The organism is Stenotrophomonas sp. STEN240 (assembly GCF_056756175.1).
Window position 1 is genome coordinate 1 of sequence record NZ_JBRRBO010000065.1, and the last position, 17,081, is coordinate 17,081.

At 59.4% G+C, this 17,081-nt stretch carries 15 protein-coding genes and 1 pseudogene; 5 read left to right on the top strand and 11 right to left on the bottom strand.

Annotated features, from left to right (window positions below; genetic code table 11):
• Positions 1 to 82: 82 nt before the first annotated feature.
• Positions 83 to 262: pseudogene (locus ACVOKO_RS18360) on the bottom strand (hypothetical protein); the annotation flags it as partial.
• 233 nt (positions 263 to 495) lie between these two features.
• On the opposite strand from ACVOKO_RS18360, the gene ACVOKO_RS18365 reads away from it, so the two are divergent.
• The gene (locus tag ACVOKO_RS18365; RefSeq protein WP_346500631.1) at positions 496 to 861 is read left to right on the top strand and encodes a BON domain-containing protein; all 366 of its coding nucleotides are present in this window, start codon (positions 496 to 498) and stop codon (positions 859 to 861) included.
• 229 nt (positions 862 to 1,090) lie between these two features.
• Here ACVOKO_RS18365 and ACVOKO_RS18370 read toward each other — a convergent pair whose 3' ends face one another.
• The 7 genes from ACVOKO_RS18370 to ACVOKO_RS18400 all read right to left on the bottom strand — a co-directional run bounded on the left by ACVOKO_RS18370 (position 1,091) and on the right by ACVOKO_RS18400 (position 7,402).
• Positions 1,091 to 1,291 carry a hypothetical protein gene (locus ACVOKO_RS18370; protein ID WP_346500633.1) on the bottom strand — a complete coding sequence of 67 codons (201 nt, stop codon included), beginning with the start codon at positions 1,289 to 1,291 and terminating at the stop codon, positions 1,091 to 1,093.
• 425 nt (positions 1,292 to 1,716) lie between these two features.
• Positions 1,717 to 2,109, bottom strand: coding sequence for a hypothetical protein (locus ACVOKO_RS18375; protein WP_346500635.1), 393 nt, complete (start codon positions 2,107 to 2,109; stop codon positions 1,717 to 1,719).
• 215 nt (positions 2,110 to 2,324) lie between these two features.
• Positions 2,325 to 3,416: a DNA glycosylase AlkZ-like family protein gene (locus ACVOKO_RS18380; RefSeq protein WP_346500637.1), complete on the bottom strand. Its 1,092-nt coding sequence runs from the start codon at positions 3,414 to 3,416 to the stop codon at positions 2,325 to 2,327.
• 106 nt (positions 3,417 to 3,522) lie between these two features.
• Positions 3,523 to 4,020 (bottom strand): hypothetical protein, encoded by a 498-nt coding sequence (locus ACVOKO_RS18385; RefSeq protein ID WP_346500639.1) that lies wholly within the window; start codon positions 4,018 to 4,020, stop codon positions 3,523 to 3,525.
• 219 nt (positions 4,021 to 4,239) lie between these two features.
• Entirely contained in the window at positions 4,240 to 5,193 is a 954-nt protein-coding gene (locus ACVOKO_RS18390; protein ID WP_346500641.1) for a hypothetical protein, read from the bottom strand.
• A 366-nt stretch (positions 5,194 to 5,559) separates the two neighbouring features.
• Complete coding sequence (locus ACVOKO_RS18395; RefSeq protein WP_346500643.1) at positions 5,560 to 6,753, bottom strand: GGDEF domain-containing protein; 1,194 nt, start codon at positions 6,751 to 6,753, stop codon at positions 5,560 to 5,562.
• A 274-nt stretch (positions 6,754 to 7,027) separates the two neighbouring features.
• Entirely contained in the window at positions 7,028 to 7,402 is a 375-nt protein-coding gene (locus ACVOKO_RS18400) for a hypothetical protein (protein WP_346500645.1), read from the bottom strand.
• Between the two features lie 457 nt (positions 7,403 to 7,859).
• On the opposite strand from ACVOKO_RS18400, the gene ACVOKO_RS18405 reads away from it, so the two are divergent.
• Entirely contained in the window at positions 7,860 to 8,798 is a 939-nt protein-coding gene (locus ACVOKO_RS18405; RefSeq protein ID WP_346500647.1) for an SRA domain-containing endonuclease, read from the top strand.
• Between the two features lie 83 nt (positions 8,799 to 8,881).
• A complete protein-coding gene (locus ACVOKO_RS18410; RefSeq protein ID WP_346500649.1) occupies positions 8,882 to 9,637 on the top strand; it encodes a hypothetical protein in 756 nt (251 codons plus the stop codon).
• Between the two features lie 134 nt (positions 9,638 to 9,771).
• On the opposite strand, the gene ACVOKO_RS18415 is transcribed toward ACVOKO_RS18410, so the two are convergent.
• The 3 genes from ACVOKO_RS18415 to aceE all read right to left on the bottom strand — a co-directional run bounded on the left by ACVOKO_RS18415 (position 9,772) and on the right by aceE (position 14,771).
• Complete coding sequence (locus ACVOKO_RS18415) at positions 9,772 to 10,515, bottom strand: retron Ec48 family effector membrane protein (RefSeq protein ID WP_430980817.1); 744 nt, start codon at positions 10,513 to 10,515, stop codon at positions 9,772 to 9,774.
• Positions 10,487 to 11,671 (bottom strand): reverse transcriptase family protein, encoded by a 1,185-nt coding sequence (locus tag ACVOKO_RS18420; protein WP_346500651.1) that lies wholly within the window; start codon positions 11,669 to 11,671, stop codon positions 10,487 to 10,489. Before ACVOKO_RS18420 ends, ACVOKO_RS18415 begins: the two co-directional genes overlap by 29 nt.
• A gap of 412 nt (positions 11,672 to 12,083) precedes the next feature.
• A complete protein-coding gene (gene aceE / locus ACVOKO_RS18425; RefSeq protein WP_346500653.1) occupies positions 12,084 to 14,771 on the bottom strand; it encodes a pyruvate dehydrogenase (acetyl-transferring), homodimeric type in 2,688 nt (895 codons plus the stop codon).
• Between the two features lie 364 nt (positions 14,772 to 15,135).
• Between aceE and ACVOKO_RS18430 the strand changes: the two genes are divergently transcribed.
• Both ACVOKO_RS18430 and ACVOKO_RS18435 read left to right on the top strand, forming a co-directional pair.
• Positions 15,136 to 15,903: a PadR family transcriptional regulator gene (locus tag ACVOKO_RS18430; RefSeq protein ID WP_346500655.1), complete on the top strand. Its 768-nt coding sequence runs from the start codon at positions 15,136 to 15,138 to the stop codon at positions 15,901 to 15,903.
• A gap of 80 nt (positions 15,904 to 15,983) precedes the next feature.
• Complete coding sequence (locus ACVOKO_RS18435) at positions 15,984 to 16,775, top strand: siderophore-interacting protein (RefSeq protein WP_346500657.1); 792 nt, start codon at positions 15,984 to 15,986, stop codon at positions 16,773 to 16,775.
• Positions 16,776 to 17,081 lie beyond the last annotated feature (306 nt).

The window sequence follows — 17,081 nt, forward strand, 5'->3', positions numbered from 1 at the left end:
GGCGTAAGCCGCGAAGCCCATGCTGTTTCAGATCATCAGCTTCGCGGCTTACGCCGCTCCCACAAACAAACATTCACTAATGCTTATTCGAAGCCCGCCCCGAACCCGACTTCTTCCCGCCGCCATCCTGTTTGTTCACCGTCGCCCAGGCGATGCGCTCGGCATCTTCCTTCGAGTGCCCCTCCTCCCGTTCGCTCTGCTCGATATGTTCGGCCTGACGCTTCTGCTTGTCTGTATAGGCGCTTTTATCACCGCGTGTCATCAGCTGGCTCCGCTTTGAATGTGACATGACGTTAGGCCAGATCGCGTAAGCGTTGCGTGCGGTTCTGCTGAATATTCTGAAAGACAAACAAAGCTTCAGCTGGCATTTCTCTGGCTGAATACCGGGTGTTCGCACGCTGCTAACACCAAGGCCGCAAACCGCTAACCACTGTCTTGCTAGGCTCGCAATGGGTCGAGGAAAGCTGGCCCTTGTCCACCCAGAGGAGCATCGCGATGAAACGCCTGCAGCTGCGAAGTGTGTTGTTGATTGCAGCCGCCCTGCCCACCTGCACTCCGGTGGCCACCGCAACTGCCCTGTCCGCGCAGGAGGCGCCGCCCACCGTCGAGCTCGGCGACGGCGCTGCCGATCAACCAGGAAGTGACGCCTGGATAAGCCGCGAAGTGAAAGCCAGGCTGTTGCGCGTACGGGACACGCCGGGCATGGAAATCCACGTGCAGACGCGTGGCGGGATGGTGTCGCTGAGCGGCCAGGTCGGCAGCCAGAGCGAAGCTGACCGCATGAGCGCCGCAGCCGCCGCCGTGGATGGCGTGATCAGCGTCGACGATAGCGGTCTGGTCATCGGCGAACCGGCCAATTGATGGATCCAGAGCGAGCAGGCACCTGCGACGCGCGGATGCGTGTCGCAGGTGCTGTCACCGGGAAGTGACATCGGCCGGCTGCGATGCGCTTGGCTGAAAAAGTGAATTGGCAGCGTTGCCTTGCTTCAACCAAGCGGAGCAAGGTGTGCGATGCAGTGACGACGCGAAGTCCTGACCCCAACCAGCGCCGCCCGCACCGGGGCGGCGCCAGCCGGAATACGCGTTCAAGCTAGTGCTTCTTGCCCTGATCGCGCTTGCCCGCCTCGCGCTGATCAAGCATGTGCTGATCGTGCATGTCCTTCTGATGACTGGGCTCACCACGCGAGGCCTGACGCGAAGGGTTGGCATTACGCGCGTCTTCGGTAGCCGGGCGCTCCGGGCGATTCTGCTCACCTTTATGCATGTTCTGATGGGTCTGCTTGTTGGTCATTGCAACCTCCACAGCGGCAGCATGCCGCATCGCCAGCCTGCAACGGCCACGGTTATTGCAGCGTGGCTTTTCCGTGTGGCAGCGCGCACAAAGCTGAGCAGGTGCCTGCTATTCAAATGCGGTTGTCATAGCAGCTGGAGCCCGCCGCAGCATGTGGGAGCGGCGTAAGCCGCGAAGCTGACGGCCGTCTGAAAGAGCTAGCGGTCAGCTCGATATTGCCAAGTACATTGAATGAGCCAACCCGGCCGGCAGCTGATGGCTACAGTGCTGCGATACGGGTAAGGCCCCTGCCGAGCATGACTCGGCACTACAGTGCCGCGTTGAGCCCTCCCTTTGCCGCAGGCAAGGGGAGGGTTGGGAGGGGTGCTTTTGCTTTTTGCGCTTCGGGCTACCCTTGTAAAGCCCCTGCCGAGCATGGCTCGGCACTACAGGTGGCGGGCTGCGCGCCGCAGCGCCAGGTTGTAGGTGGTCGCGTAAATAGCGGTAACCGATAACGGCACGATAATCGTCCGCAGGATCTCAGGCGTGCCAGCCAGCCAGTGAATGCTGCTGAGCAGGCTCAAGGACGCCGCGATGGCCACCAACGGCGGCACCCAGTAACCCGCACTGCCGGGCAAGCGCGCCGACAGCGCTTCGATCATCCGTTTCAGGAACAAGGTGATCAGCGCTGACAACGTGCCCTGCACCAGGCCGGCGATCAGCGGGCGCGGCATCGGATGCGCCAGGTTGGCGAACGCGGCCCAACTGCCCATGGCCACGAAAGCCACAGCCATATGGACACCGCTGTTGCGGGCGGTTGCAGCGGTGGTTGGCGGCACGTGGGTGTTCCTTGCGGCAGCGCTTATGGAGGCGATGCAGCATGCCCGATGCGACAGCGACGGATCAACTCAACTCACCAACATGGCCGCCCGCCATCGAAGGACACAGCCAAACGCCCTGCGGATCTCGCCCAGTGCCGGTTCCGATACCACCAGAACATCACGAATGCAGAAGACCACACCCGCCCTGCCCCATCGGCACAGATGATCTCAGCTCATTCCTCAAGGCCAAGAAACACCCGCATTCGCGCCATCTCCGCGTCCAGTTCGCGGACAAATGCAGCATCGCGCGGTGCCCGCCCATCGACGTACCGGAGCTCGGCGTTCAATACGCCGGCAGCAACAGACAGATTGCCCCAGCCGATCACCCGCTCACCCCACAACAGCGGCAAGGCGTAATAACCCAGCTTGCGCTTGCCCGGCGGTGTATAGGCTTCGAAGCGATAAGCCCAACCCCACAACAGCTCGAAACGACGGCGGTCCCACACCACCGGATCGAATGGTGTCAGCAGGCGCACCTGCGCATCCGGTTTCCAGCGGCGGCTCTCGGCGCGCTCATCGGCCGGCCATAGCCAATCCACGCCATCCACCCTCGTCCGCTGCAAGCGCTGACGCGCCCGCACCAAAGCCGGCTTGCGCGCATCCTTCCACTGCGGGACACCATTGCCCAGGTAGGCCACCAGCTGTCCCAGGCTGGCGTCCGGCAAGGGTGCGTACTTGGCGACGATGAGATCAATCAGCGCATCCATGCGTACGTCGATATCCAGCGCGGCTACCGCTGGCGCCGCCTCACGCACCGCGTAAACCCGGGTACCGCCGTCACGCCGCGCCACCCGCAGCAGGCCGCGATAATGCATGCCGTCCAGCAACTGCGTGCTGGCATTGGACGATCCACCAAACCAGTTGGTGGTCTTGCCATGGGCAAAATGGGCATCCACTTCGCGAGGGTGCACCGCACCGCGCTCGGCGATGAATGCCTGCACCGCCTGCGCCTGCTTCCAACGCGCTGGCGCCCACTCCAAACGCGCCTGACGCGGGTGCATCAGCGCATGGTGGCCTTGCGGCAGGAAGCCATAGTTGACGAAGAAATCTTCCTCCAACGGCAAGCGCGGGTAACGCCGCTCAAGATCGCCTGCCCGGTACCCCACCACCCGCTGCCGCAAGGTCAGATCCTGCGCCCGTGCAGGGGCACGAATGGGATCCGCCTGCACAAAACCCAGCTTGGCGATCGCTCGCATCAGCGTGGTCGGCTTGAACAACGAGCGCGCGACGGCATAGCGCCGCAGGTGGTCGAGAGTGACGGTCATGGATGGATGATGCCAGTAAGCGGGTAGCTCGGTAGCGGGCTATCCGGCCAAGTCGTTCTTTCACCCAGGGAGCAGCCCGAATTCAATCCCGCCGCCTGGCATTCGGTCAACTCTCCAGACCGCACGCATCCCAGCGCCACGCGCCCCGGCGCCGGTCAAACAGAACCTGCCGAACCTCAAACCCGCTCTCACTCCGCACCATACAGAAGTGGCCGCTATACCAACGCCTCACTGGGCTGCCGTTCTTGTCCGCAATGAAGCCGGCAACTTCCGCCGAATACTCCGCGCCAGGAACCAACGCCGGCAACGGATTTTCTTCCGTGCCGACGTCATCCATGCAATCACCCGGTGATATCACTGGTGGCGCCACTTCATTCGGAGGATAGCTCTGCGACCAGATGGGGCGTTGAGCGCCAGCTTGGCGATGGTAGATCGTGACGTTGGTGACTATGGACGCGGCACGCTTCAACTCCGGCACATCATTCGCCCGCAGGCAAAGAGCACCGCCTTCGTCTGAAATCACCGCTTGCTGATACCGACCTTTGGGCTGACTACCTGAAGCGGTGCCCGGCAGCATCAATAGCGCTGCCAATAATATGAACACGCTTGTTTGCCGTTGAGTCATAGCGCAGCTTCCTTGTGCAGTTGTCCGGAGCATAGCGCTCGATGCAGCCAAAGCCGCAATCAGGGCGTGGTGAAATCACGCCCCTATCTCCTCCCCCAAAGAACAGATGCGCAGTATCGGAAGGCGTAATCCTTACCATTCGTCCTGTTCTGTCTCGACGTTTGCTATCTGCAATCCCCGCAGGTACATGCCGTTCGATCAACGCTGCCCGGCAATCGACCGGCAGTAGTACTCGGCCAGGGCAAAGCTCAGCGGGCGCTGTTCGGTCAGGTTCCATTCCGCCGTGAGCGCCTTGGCGTCCACCCGGGTCACCTGTGCCTGTGCGCCACGCTTTTCCAACAGCGCGGGGAGCTTCTTGCCGAACTCGCTGCTGTTGGTTTCGTCACTGGCGACGATGCATACCGGCACGCCCGGTGCGATGGGTGCGTCGGCGATCATTTCCTCCAGGTCCTCGAGGCTGTCCTCATCGTTATCGAGTTCGTCGATGCCGGCGCCCTCTTCCGCGAGCCGGTACTGCAGGTTGTCCGGATCCATCAGCATCACCATCAATGATGGCGTTGGTGCTGGCTCACCTTCGCACTTGGGCGCCATCATGCGGCTGATGACCGGCGTGGTGGTTCCGTCCGGCGCTATCCGCCGCAGGGCGATGCCGCAGCTGCCGCCTTCGAAGTCGCGGATCATGTCGCCCTCGTAGTCCACGCCGGGCTCCGGAACAAAGCTGGCTTCGATTCCGCGGCCGCGGTTGCAGGTCCAGCCTGAGCCATTGGCGACGTTCGCCTTGAGCATCACCGGCTGCCCCGGCACCAGTGGGTGCTCGGCGTAATACGGGCTGGCCCACAGCTGGTCGCGCGTAGCCAGGTTGCGCGTGTCGGCGGTCTCGGGCATGCCGATGGTCACGTTCTCCGGCTTCTTGCGTACCATCGCTTTGAAGTAATGCCCAATCGAACCGGACGCCTCGACTTCCTCGTCGTACTCGTCCTTGCAGCGGGCATTGGTATACATCGTGAGGCCGACGCCGTTCTGCCCGAACAGGCGGATACGCGCAGGGCGCTCGACGGTTGCTGCAGCTTCCTGCGGTGCAAGGTCTTCAACAGCGTGGGCATCCGCACACACCAGTGCCAGCAGCGCCAGCGACAACAAACGAATCTGCATTTACGCGACTTCCATTTCGACAGGAATAGTGGAGGAACCCGCCATCCATCCCGCCGCATTGAAAGCGCGAAGCAAATATCTGGAATCCCCGGAGCGAATTCTATAGACGGCAATTGGCAGCGTATACACAACGCATGCAGGCGATAGAGCGCTCAAGCGCGTCAATATTTTGGCCCTTTGGGATGAAACGCCGACTGCCTGCATGGAGCCGCCGATCCAATGATTCGAAATGCTTATGCCGGGCCGTGGATGAGCATCGCAGCCAGCATCCGGCCAACTCATCTATCACGTGCAAGGCTGGCCCTCGAAAGAGTTTTCCCGAGCCAAATATCGGCATCAACAAAACCGGGACAGCAACCCAAGCGGCTAGTGAACCGTATCCAGCGTGGCGTTGAGCCGGCTCGGGCTCTGGTTGTGCTCCACCCGATTGCGGCCGGTGTGCTTGCCGCGATACAGCGCCGCATCGGCCTGCTGCATGGCCTGGCCCAAGGCCGCCTCGCTGCCAAAGCTGTCCGACACACCAATTGTCACCGTGCAGCGCAGCTGCGCGTAGAGCGCGCCCTGCAGCATCACCTTCTGCTCGATGCTGCTGCGCACGCGCTCGGCCAGACGCAGCACGGACGCATCGTCGGCACCCACACAGATGACCGCGAACTCTTCGCCGCCCAGTCTGCAGACCAGGTCGTCCTTGCGCACCGAGGCGCGCAGCGCATCGGCCACGCCGCACAGCACCGCATCGCCTACCTGGTGGCCGTAGCTGTCGTTGATGTTCTTGAAGTGATCCAGATCGACCAACAGCAACCGCGCCGTGGTTCCCGGCCGCCGGAAGCAAGCGGCCAACGCCGTACTCAGGCCGCGACGGTTGAGCAGATGGGTCAGCGGATCGCGGGCGGCGACGGTGCGCAAGCTGTCGGTGAGACGACGCAGCACCAGCCAGACGATCGACGGCGGCAGGATGGTCGCCAGCGAACACATGTAGACGTAGAAAACCATCGAGAACCGGCCATCGTTGCTCACCGCCTCAAAGCCACCTGACAACAGCTTGCTGAGCTTGATCACGTTCAGAACGCAGATGCCGCTGATCAGGCCGGCAAACAGCAACACTTCACCGCGCAGATCCTTGGCGAAGCTGCGTACGCCGTACAACAGCATAGCCACCATCGCGACGAAGGACACTGCGCAGACACCGGCCAACATCACATAGCGCGCAACCGGACCGAAGGCCCAGTTCACCAGAATCTGCACCAGGCTGTAACCCACCGCCAGACACAGCAGCGGCACGGCAAGCGGCGTCGAGCGGCCAAAGAACCGCGCCCCGCCCACGCAATACGCCAGCAGCGAGCACAGCGTGAGCGTGTGGTTGAGCATGCTCAGCCAGCTCCAGCCCGGCGCCCCTTCCAGCAGCTGCAGCACATAGGCACCACCCAGCATGAGGTTGCCCACGCCAAAGACGTCCATGCCCATGTTCTCGTCCTGCAGCCGACGACTGATGAGCAGAAACATCACGGTGAAGCTCAGCAGATAGACGCAGAGCATGCCGACTAGGAGGGTGGCGATCATTGGGTGTTCGATATGGAGGGCAGGCGAAGGCGCGCCGCCCGCTTCATGCGGAACGACGGATGCCAAATAAAAACTCGCAACGCTGTCGTAAATCCCCCGACACCGCGTTGTCCCCGCGCGTATCGTACAGAATTCGATTGCGGTTTACGGGGTTTACAACGGCCTGGGCGGGCCGTTTAAACGATTACCGGCGACTCTTACGTTAGCCACGGGGATCGGGCAGTTGCGCGTTGGTAAGGCAAGGGAGCTAAACCGACTCCGGCCCGGCTGCGGCTCACTCGACATGGCGCGAGCAGCGCACATCCCATCTGCCCTGCGCCGCTACGAACAACGAAACCAGTTGCACGAGGGATCCGCAAGGCGACAACGACACTAGGTCCTGTTCCCGAGCATCCCGTAGCCCTACGAACTCGTGAAAGGCATGGTCCAGATTGTTAGGACCATCCTCGTGGTCGCGCCAATGCTGCTGATGCAGGGCTGGTAGCAACACCTGCTCTGGCACGAACAACTCGCCTTGTTCCAAACAGGAACGGATCGCCACGCCGTTGGCCCGCACCTTGCCGCGCAGCAATACCGCGCTATGCGTCTTCCAGTTGCCGGCATCCCGAAATAGGTACTCCAAGACTCCGAAGCCATTCTCCCCCTCCATTTCTCTCTCAACCCGGCTAAAGAGCAGCAAGACTGCCCTGGGCCAGTCCCACCGGTTGAGATGGAAGATTTGGTGTCGCTCGTCCCGAAAGGGGAAAACCCCAATGGCCGAGCAATCCTTGCTGCATGTAGGCCTAAGAACCGTTTCTCCGGCGCCGGGTCTGTTCGACGAGATTCTGGCGGGTCACTACGGCCTTGCACTCTATTCTGTTGAATGCGAAGCGCCTCTCATGCTAAGGCCCTCAACCCAGCGAGTCAGCCCACGCCAAATTGCCGATGCGGAATTGGGGCCAGTGCAAGGGAGCGGATTGATCTCGGTGGTGGAAAGTCGCAACCATCCATTCAGCATCCTCCCTACGCGTGCTTCCATACTTTTCTGATTGCGCATATAAAGACACGCAAAGCGCCGAAGAGACCATAAAGGCGCCGATTTTGGCACTCAGGGGAGGCGAAGCCGAATGACCAATGTTCCACTAGATCCGCGTTATGAGGTTGGCGCGCTCTACAGCCGTTTGCTCGACATCCACGACGTCCTGGGTGGTCAGCAACGGAGCGGCATCTCAACGCCTCCCAAGAGCCCCTTCGTCATAATTTTTACAGGCGAAGCTGGTAAGCAGCACGGCTACAACGATCGCTGGGACGACAACGGCCACTTCCATTACTTCGGAGAGGGCCAGATCGGAGATATGCAAGACAAACGTGGAAACCGAGCAATCCGTGAGCACCTGGTCAACGGCAAAAGATTAGTTGTGTTCCAGATGATGGGACACAGCCGTCCCTGTCGATACATGGGGGAATTTCGCTACATTAATTCTTATAAAGAACCAGGCATTCCCGATACAAAGGGAACTCCCCGTGTTGCCATCGTATTCGAGCTCGAGCCACTTAACACAGATTCCATTGGTTTCTTCAATACACGCGACTTCCAGACGATGCTAGAGCTCGACTCCACATCGACCGATAAACTCACCGAAGTGCGCACGAAGCAAAGCTTGTTTAAACGGCGACTACTTTCTTTCGAGAAAGAGTGCCGCATCACCGGCATCGCAGACCTGCGTTTCCTTCGAGCAAGCCACATGAAGCCCTGGTCAGCCTGTGAGACAGGTAGCGAACGTGTCGACGGCGCCAATGGCTTGCTGCTAACGCCTCATGCGGACTTACTTTTTGATCGAGGCTGGATCACCTTCACCAACGCGGGGCGCATCGAATGCTCATCACATCTACCGGCTGAAGTGATCAAACGCATAGGTCTAAACCTAAAATCACGTAGAGCTACTGGTGAGTTCAGCGAAGAGCAGTGCGCTTACCTGGCCTTTCACCAGAGCCACGTATATGACAAGACATTCAAGAAAGCGTGTGACCCTATTGCGGAACTATTGGCCACATCAAAAAGCTGATGGAGCAACCAGCAGCCGCACCGAGGCCGCCCCTGGATAGGCAGCGCACCAAGGCACAAGCTTGGATCAAAGGAGGACTGCGCATGAAGTCAATCGAAAACTTGCAAGAGCCGCGTAAAGATTTGAGCAATCAGCCCCTCACGCTGCGAAGCATAGAGTTCCCCGACCTAAACGAACTTCTGGATCAGTGTCTGAAGAGGACCGAGGAACCAAAATTCAGGAAGCTGGAACGTTGGTCGCTCATTGCTGGCATTGGCGGGGCTGGCATAGGCTTGCTGTTGGGAGCTACTTTACCTGGCGTTGCGGGATCGCTCGCACTTTATGGCGGCCTAATTTCTGAAGTAGCCGGATTCGCTGTGCATGCCGCACTAGTTGTAAAGCGAGATTGGCGGCAGTTCCGCCATGCCCGCGCAAACCACGCGGAAGAATTGGAAGCAGGCTATCAACAGCAGCAAGAAATTATTGATCTCATGCGAGCGTTCCCTTTTGAACAACGCAAGCGGCGCCTTCTATACGTTCAAAATAGACGGGCAATGATGCACGAACGATTAGGACTTTTTACAGGTGGAATAGAGCGGCTTGGGGTGGTGCCGTTACTTTTGGCTCTCTACCTGCAGTTCAAGGATTGGCGATTAGGCGACTGGAAAGCACTGAACAACATCACCTTCATTCAAGCTTTACTCGCTCTCGCACTCATGCTGGCATATGCGATCTTCTGGCACCTCATTTTTCTCCGCACTCGCGTGCAGACGTATGAGTTGCTACTTACGGAAGCAAATAACCAACATAAGGAAAGCAATGACGAGCAGAAGCCTACTCAATTTCTACGACTCAAATAACTACCCAGTGAACCTTGAATTCATCGTCCGTACGTAAATCAGACGCAATCGTATATGGGCCTAGCCCCCCCCCCCGACAGGACCCGGAGAAGAATTAGCCTGACTCTGACCTCTGCTTTCCTGCCCCTACCCCATTATCTATAACGCCTATCAGGGAGACGTTCTATCGGCTCAGAGTAACAGAACGCACTATTAACAGAATCAATCAATTGATAGATCTCACCTTCAAGCTCAAAGAACTCCATTCGAGGCTGGCGACGTATTGTCAAGCCGACACCTTTCAGAGCCGCGATAACTTGATCTTGGTGAGCCAAAAATCGAAATGAGCCATTCTCCGCCCTGGTCGCGCTACTATTCGAGCTCAAAATACATTTACGTATTTCCTCGAACGCGCGGTTGTATTCAAAAGAAATCGTAGTATCCCCAACCCTAGATTGAGGAAACATCAAGACGTACCAACAATGAGAGTCCACCGACGACTCTCTCAGCATATTCATCCTCCCTACCTCCTTCTCGACATACGATCGAAATAGTGCAAGATGAGAAATGTGATTAGATAACGAATTCGCCCTGACAGTTTCCCTGTAAACCAACAATGCGACAAATATGCCGCCAACTGTTGCAATAGCCACCAGTACTGAGAACGTCAGAGAAATGACACTAATTGCATTCTCGAAGGTCTTCTTAAAGAGATCTACGCATTTGTTTGAGAAACAAAATTCCAGCTCCTTGACGGCCGGATCACCTCGCGTTGCCCAAAAGATAGCTACGGCGACGCATAGCCCCAGCAACAAGACTAGTGCTAAAACCAAAGCAAGCACCAGGATCCGGCCATCTGTCACACTTTTTCTACTCATTATGTTTCGCCGGCCTGACATTGGACATACGAGACCGAATTTCCGCTGCTTCCACTGGAAATCCTCTTGCAAGAACGTTGAGCCGCTCCTGTAGCGTAAAGAATCTCTTGCGATATCCATAGGATAAGCGGCTCGAAACGGCCTCGGCTTCAATTCTCGTTGCTGCCGCCCTAGCCCTGGCAAGATCGGAACTCGACGGCAAGGGCAATATCCTCCTAAGGCGCGCCATCAGATTGGCATGTTGACGGTGCCCTACACGGCTCAACTTATTCACTCGCCCCATGCAACGATTAAAGTCGTGTCTGTAGGAATGCGTTTGCCGGTAGTTCCCTTCAGCCGCTAACATCTCGATGTTCTTCACATTTGCCCGAATTCGCCTAGGCTCATCCTCAAGCAACCTGGGGCTATCGAATGCAACACGAAGCCCGTGAACAACCAAACTCTCGCTCGACGAATAAACGCATTTAGTCTTAAGCCGGTTTACGGGCAGCCCCTTGCTACGAAGCATCTCCGATATTATTTCGTCCGCGTACGAGAAATCGACGCCATCTCTTTTGGACGAAACAGTAATATCGTCCACAAGACGCGTGTAAACCATTCCCTTGCGCCTAAGTCTTTCGACCACACCACCTTCCAAATCGTGCAGACAGAGATTTGCAAGGTAGCTTGAGGTTAATGCACCTTGAACAAGACTACCCTTCCAAGTGCATAGGCGAGTTAATACTTCTGCCACACCCTCCGAAACCTTCAGTACACTTAAAAGTGAATCCTTGACGACTTCGGAATGAACATTATTGTAGAAATCTTTTACGTCAACTTTTAAAATTGACTTTGCCCCAGAATGCACGTTCGCACAGGCAACATAATCTTTACAAACCAAAACACCATCGATCAATTGATTCGGGAGCGAACCATACAGAAAGTGAGGCCAGACTAGAACCGTTGAACTTGCCAAAACTCTCTTATTCAATCGACGCTGAAATCTCCTGAGATCTGGCGAAGGATTGTGCACGACGCGGATTCCATCCGCCTTAGCAACTTCCTTTTGTTGATACCATAAGTCCTGGTCACTCTTCAGTAACTTGAGCAAGTCCTTACGAGAAACATCAAGCGTTCTGCACAAACCGAATATTGAAGAAATTGAACCACTTGAAACCTTCCTTGGAGCAGTATCCATATTAAGTGTAGGCCTAGCCAGTACATTCAATAGCGTTTTGGATCAGGATGTCGCTTTCGTCACCGCCCCTTTAAATCTTGCCATCCACGATCTTTGGCTAGACCTACCGTCACACCGCTCCTCTCGCTCGCGAGAGGGGAGGGGGGAGTACCCCTCCGAACTTGCCCCTACAACTAAGTTGGGACGCCCAAGTTAGGGCTTCTTAAAAGGGTTCGAAACCAATGACTGCTGCGATCGGGCGATTCACCCTAGCGGATCAAATTTAGATCATAAGGATGCGGCATTCAAGCCCCAGCCCGAGAACTTTAATCAGGTCGGCCGACAAAGATGTTTGAATCAAGGTCAGCGATTCCACGTATCCCCAAAAAAAGGGCGGCCAATGGCCGCCCTTTCTAGCCAAATAGCTTATAAATCAAACCCCAACAGGATTAGCCTTCTCCGGATCAATCCCATACTGCTTGATAGCCCGAGCGACATCCTTAGCCGTCATCTTCCCGTCCTTCGCCAGCGCCGCAATGGCCGCATGCGCGATGTAATAACGGTCAACCTCAAAGAAACGACGCAGGTTGGCACGCGTGTCCGAACGACCGAAGCCATCCGTGCCCAGTACCGAATAGGTAGCCGGCACGAAGGCGCGGATCTGGTCGGTGTAGGCGCGCACGTAGTCGGTTGCGGCGATGACCGGGCCCTGGCGGCCTTCCAGCAGCTGGGTGACGTAGGGCTTGCGGGCTTCGGTTTCCGGGTGCAGGCGGTTCCAACGCTCGGCGTCGAAACCATCGCGACGCAGTTCGTTGAAGCTGGGGCAGCTCCAGATGTCGGCGGTGACGCCGAAATCCTTGTCCAGCAGTTCGGCCGCTGCAATGGCCTCGCGCAGGATGGTGCCGCTGCCCAGCAGCTGCACGCGCAGCTCGCCCTTCTTCGGCTTGCCGGCGTCGGTGAGCAGGTACATGCCCTTGATGATGCCTTCGGCAGCGCCTTCCGGCATGGCCGGGTGGGCGTAGTTCTCGTTCATCAGGGTGATGTAGTAGTACTCGTCGATCTGGTCTTCCATCATGGCCTTGGTGCCGTGCTGGAGGATGACGGTTACTTCGAAACCGAAGGTCGGGTCGTAGCTGCGCACGTTCGGAATGCCGCCAGCAACGATATGGCTGAAGCCATCTTCGTGCTGCAGGCCTTCACCGTTCAGCGTGGTGCGGCCGGCGGTGCCGCCGAGCAGGAAGCCGCGGGTACGCATGTCCGCTGCCTGCCAGGCAATGTCGCCGATGCGCTGGAAGCCGAACATCGAGTAGTAGATGTAGAACGGCAGCATCGGCACGTTGCTGACCGAGTAGCTGGTACCGGCCGCCATCCACGAGGACATGGCACCCGGCTCGCTGATGCCCTGCTGCAGCACCTGGCCGCTCTGGTCTTCGCGGTAGTACATGAGCTGGTCGGCGTCGACCGGCTTGTACTTCTGGCCGTACGGGGCGTAGATGCCGATCTGGCGGAACAGGCCTTCCATACCAAAGGTGCGCGCTTCGTCGGCGACGATCGGCACCAGGCGCGGGCCCAGTTCCTTGTCACGCAGGCTGATGTTCAGCGTCTGCACGAAGGCCATGGTGGTGGAATAGGTGCGCTCGCCGGATTCCTTGAGCAGGCGCTCGTAGGTTTCCAGCTTCGGTGCGATGAAGGACTTGTCGGCCTTCTGGCGACGCTGCGGCAGGTAGCCGCCCAGCGCTGCACGACGCTCCTGCAGGTACTTCATTTCCGGCGAATCCGGGCCCGGGTGGTAGAACGGCACCTGGCCGTCCTTGAGCTGCTCGTCGGTAACCGGGATGTTGAAGCGGTCGCGGAAATGGCGGACCGATTCGTCGTCCAGCTTCTTGGTCTGGTGGGTGGGGTTGAGCGCTTCGCCAGCGCTGCCCATGCCGTAGCCCTTGACCGTCTTGGCCAGGATCACGGTCGGCATGCCCTTGGTGTTCACGGCCTGGTGGTAGGCGGCGTACACCTTGTGCGGATCGTGGCCGCCACGGTTCAGGCGCCAGATGTCGTCGTCGGACAGGCCGGCAACCATGGCTGCGGTTTCCGGGTACTTGCCGAAGAAATGCTCGCGCGTATACGCGCCGCCGAAGGCCTTGCAGTTCTGGTATTCGCCGTCGACGGTTTCCATCATCAGCTTCTTCAGGACGCCATTGGTGTCCTTGGCCAGCAGGGCATCCCAGTAACCGCCCCACAGCAGCTTGATCACGTTCCAGCCGCCGCCACGGAACACGCCTTCCAGTTCCTGGATGATCTTGCCATTGCCACGCACCGGGCCATCAAGGCGCTGCAGGTTGCAGTTGACCACGAAGATCAGGTTGTCCAGGCCTTCGCGGCCGGCAAGTGCGATGGCGCCCAGGGTTTCCGGCTCGTCCGACTCGCCGTCGCCGATGAAGCACCACACCTTGCGGTCGCTCTTTTCGATCAGGCCACGGTTTTCCAGGTAACGCAGGAACTGCGCCTGGTAGATGGCAGCCAGCGGGCCCAGGCCCATCGACACGGTCGGGGTCTGCCAGTAATCGGGCATCAGCCACGGGTGCGGGTAGGACGACAGACCGCCGCCATCCACTTCCATGCGGAACTTGTCCAGCTGCTGCTCGCTGATGCGGCCTTCCAGGAAGGAACGCGCATAGATACCCGGGGCGCTGTGGCCCTGGATGAACAGCAGATCGCCCGGGTGGTTGTCGCTCGGCGCGCGCCAGAAGTGGTTGAAGCCCACGTCATAGAGCGTTGCGCCCGATGCGAACGAGGCGATATGGCCGCCCAGGTCACCCGGCTTGCGGTTGGCGCGCACCACGGTGGCCATCGCGTTCCAACGGATGATGGAACGAATGCGCCATTCCAGTTCCGCATTGCCGGGGCTCTTGGCTTCCAGCTGCGGCTCGATGGTGTTGACGTATTCGGTCGTGGGCGAGAACGGCAGGAATGCACCCGAACGACGGGTCAGTTCAACCATGCCTTCCAGCAACTGATGCGCGCGCTCGGGGCCCTCGACATCGATAACGGCCTTCAACGACTCGATCCACTCCTGGGTTTCCAGGGGGTTCGTATCGTTGTTAAGCATCTCGTTCAACCAGTTCATTAGCGCTCCAGTTACTGCACGCACTCGCGCGCTTGTCGTTGTTTTGAATCCCTGAAGTGTAACGCACGCTAGCCCCTCCCAAGCTGGCTACGCACACGTATGGAGGCTTAAAAGCCAGTGTCCGCAAGACATGTGCGACAGGCTTTTCAGGCGATGCGGACATGTTGGGACACTGCGTGTCAGCGGCCGAGGGACAGCGTGGCGCATGCGCATGACTAACTGAGGACGCGGGGGGCACGGCGGTCGTCGAATCAGGCGTCTGGCGTGAACCTGAACGGCCGGCATCGTCCTGGAGTCCAGCGTTGGAAATCCGGAAGTTTTAGATATATCTTTTCGTCAACACAATCGATATATCTAAAACGACATGAAGAACCTCTACTCTCTCCCGCAGCACCTGCCTCCCTCAGAGCGCCCGCACGGCCTCCACACCCACCGGGGTGGCGCCCAGCCGGCAGCCGAAGGCCACGCCCCGCACCGTCGCGGGCATCACCAGCATCATCACGAGCACGGCCGCATCCGTGGCAGCGCCGAAGGCCACGAAGGCCGCCCCGCCCAGCACGGCCATCCGCTGGAAGGCGGGCGCGGTGAGCGCGGCCCACACGGCCGCGGCGGTCACCCCGGGCATCGCGGCGGCGGCGGCCGTGGTGGGCGTGGTGGCGACGGCGGCTCGCGCCGGCCGCTGGGCCGCGGCGACCTGCGCCTGTTACTGCTGGCGCTGATCGAGCAGCAGCCACGCCATGGTTACGAGCTCATCCAACTGATCGGCGAGTTGTTTGATGGCGCCTACGCGCCCAGCCCGGGCGTGGTCTACCCCACCTTGTCCCTGCTGGAAGACATGGAACTGATCGCCGCCGACCAGGAAAACGGCCGCAAGCGCTACGCCATCACCGATGCCGGCCGCGCCCAGGCCGATGCCGAGCGCGAGGCCATCGACGATGCCCAGCAGCGCACCCGTGACAGCGCGCGCCGCATCCGCAAGGCGGCCATCCCGCCGCAGGTGCGCGAGACGATGGAACAACTGCGCGACGCCATCCTCAGCCGCCAGGAAAGCTGGACCGAGCAGGAAATCGCCCGCGTCACGCAGATCCTCGCCGACACGGTTGCGCGGCTTGACCCGCAGGACCGCGCCTGACCGGCGCGGCCAGCTTCATTGATCCAGTCCTGGGCGGTCACCGCCCCGGACAAACCATTTCCCGCAGCCCAGGATTGCCGATGCCTACACATGAAACCCAACTTATCCGCCTCACCCCGCGCTTCCGCCAGCTGCAGGTACTCCGCGTTGAACGGCTTACCCCGAACATGCAGCGCGTTGTTGTTGGCGGCGCCGCACTGGAAGGCTTTGACAGCCGCTCGCCGGATGATCACGTAAAGCTGTTTTTCGCCAATGCCGAGGGCGAATTTGTATTGCCCGAACTCACCGAACAGGGCCCGCGCTACCCGGAAGGCAAGCAACCGTCACCGGCGCGCGATTACACGCCGCGTTTCTACGATGCCGACGCCGGCGAGCTGGTCCTGGATTTCGTGCTGCACGGCGATGGCCCGGCCACCCGTTGGGCGGCCAGTGCCGAGGTAGGCGATGAACTGGTGGTAGCCGGCCCGCGTGGCTCGCACGTGGTGGCTGATGATTTCGACTGCTATGTGCTGATTGGCGATGAGACGGCGTTGCCGGCAATTGCGCGGCGGCTGGAGGAGCTGCCGGAGGGCGCGAATGCCGAAGTGTTCATCGAGATCCCGGAAGAAGGCGATCGGCAGCCGCTGGAGAGCGCAGCGCAGGTGACGGTGTCGTGGTTCGAGCGCAATGGTTTTGATGCGGCCAGCAGCACCTTGCTGGAAGACGCGCTGGTGGACTTCGAGCAGCCCGATGGCGATACGTTCTACTGGATTGCCACGGAGTCCAAGCGTGCGCGGATGATGCGCAAGTTTGTGGAAGGGCATCTGCAGGTGCCGAAGGAGTGGATCCGCGCTACCGGTTATTGGAAGGCGGATCCGAACGAGGCGGAGTGATGCTTGAAGTCTGACCCTTCTCCCTTCGGGAGAAGGTGCCCGAAGGGCGGATGAGGGTGTGGGCGAAGCCCCTGCATGAATGATTTCCAGAGGGCTTCGCCCCCTACCCTCTCCCCCACCCCACTCCCGCCGGGAGAGGGGCTTCCAGCGCTTTCCTTCTCCTCTCGGGAGAAGGTGCCCAGAGGGCGGATGAGGGTGCGGGCGAAGCACCTGCATGAATGATTTCCAGAGGGGCTTCGGCCTTGGGGGGGCCCCCACACCCCACCCCCGGGGGGGGGGGGGGGGGAGAGGGGAACAAAAAAAAAA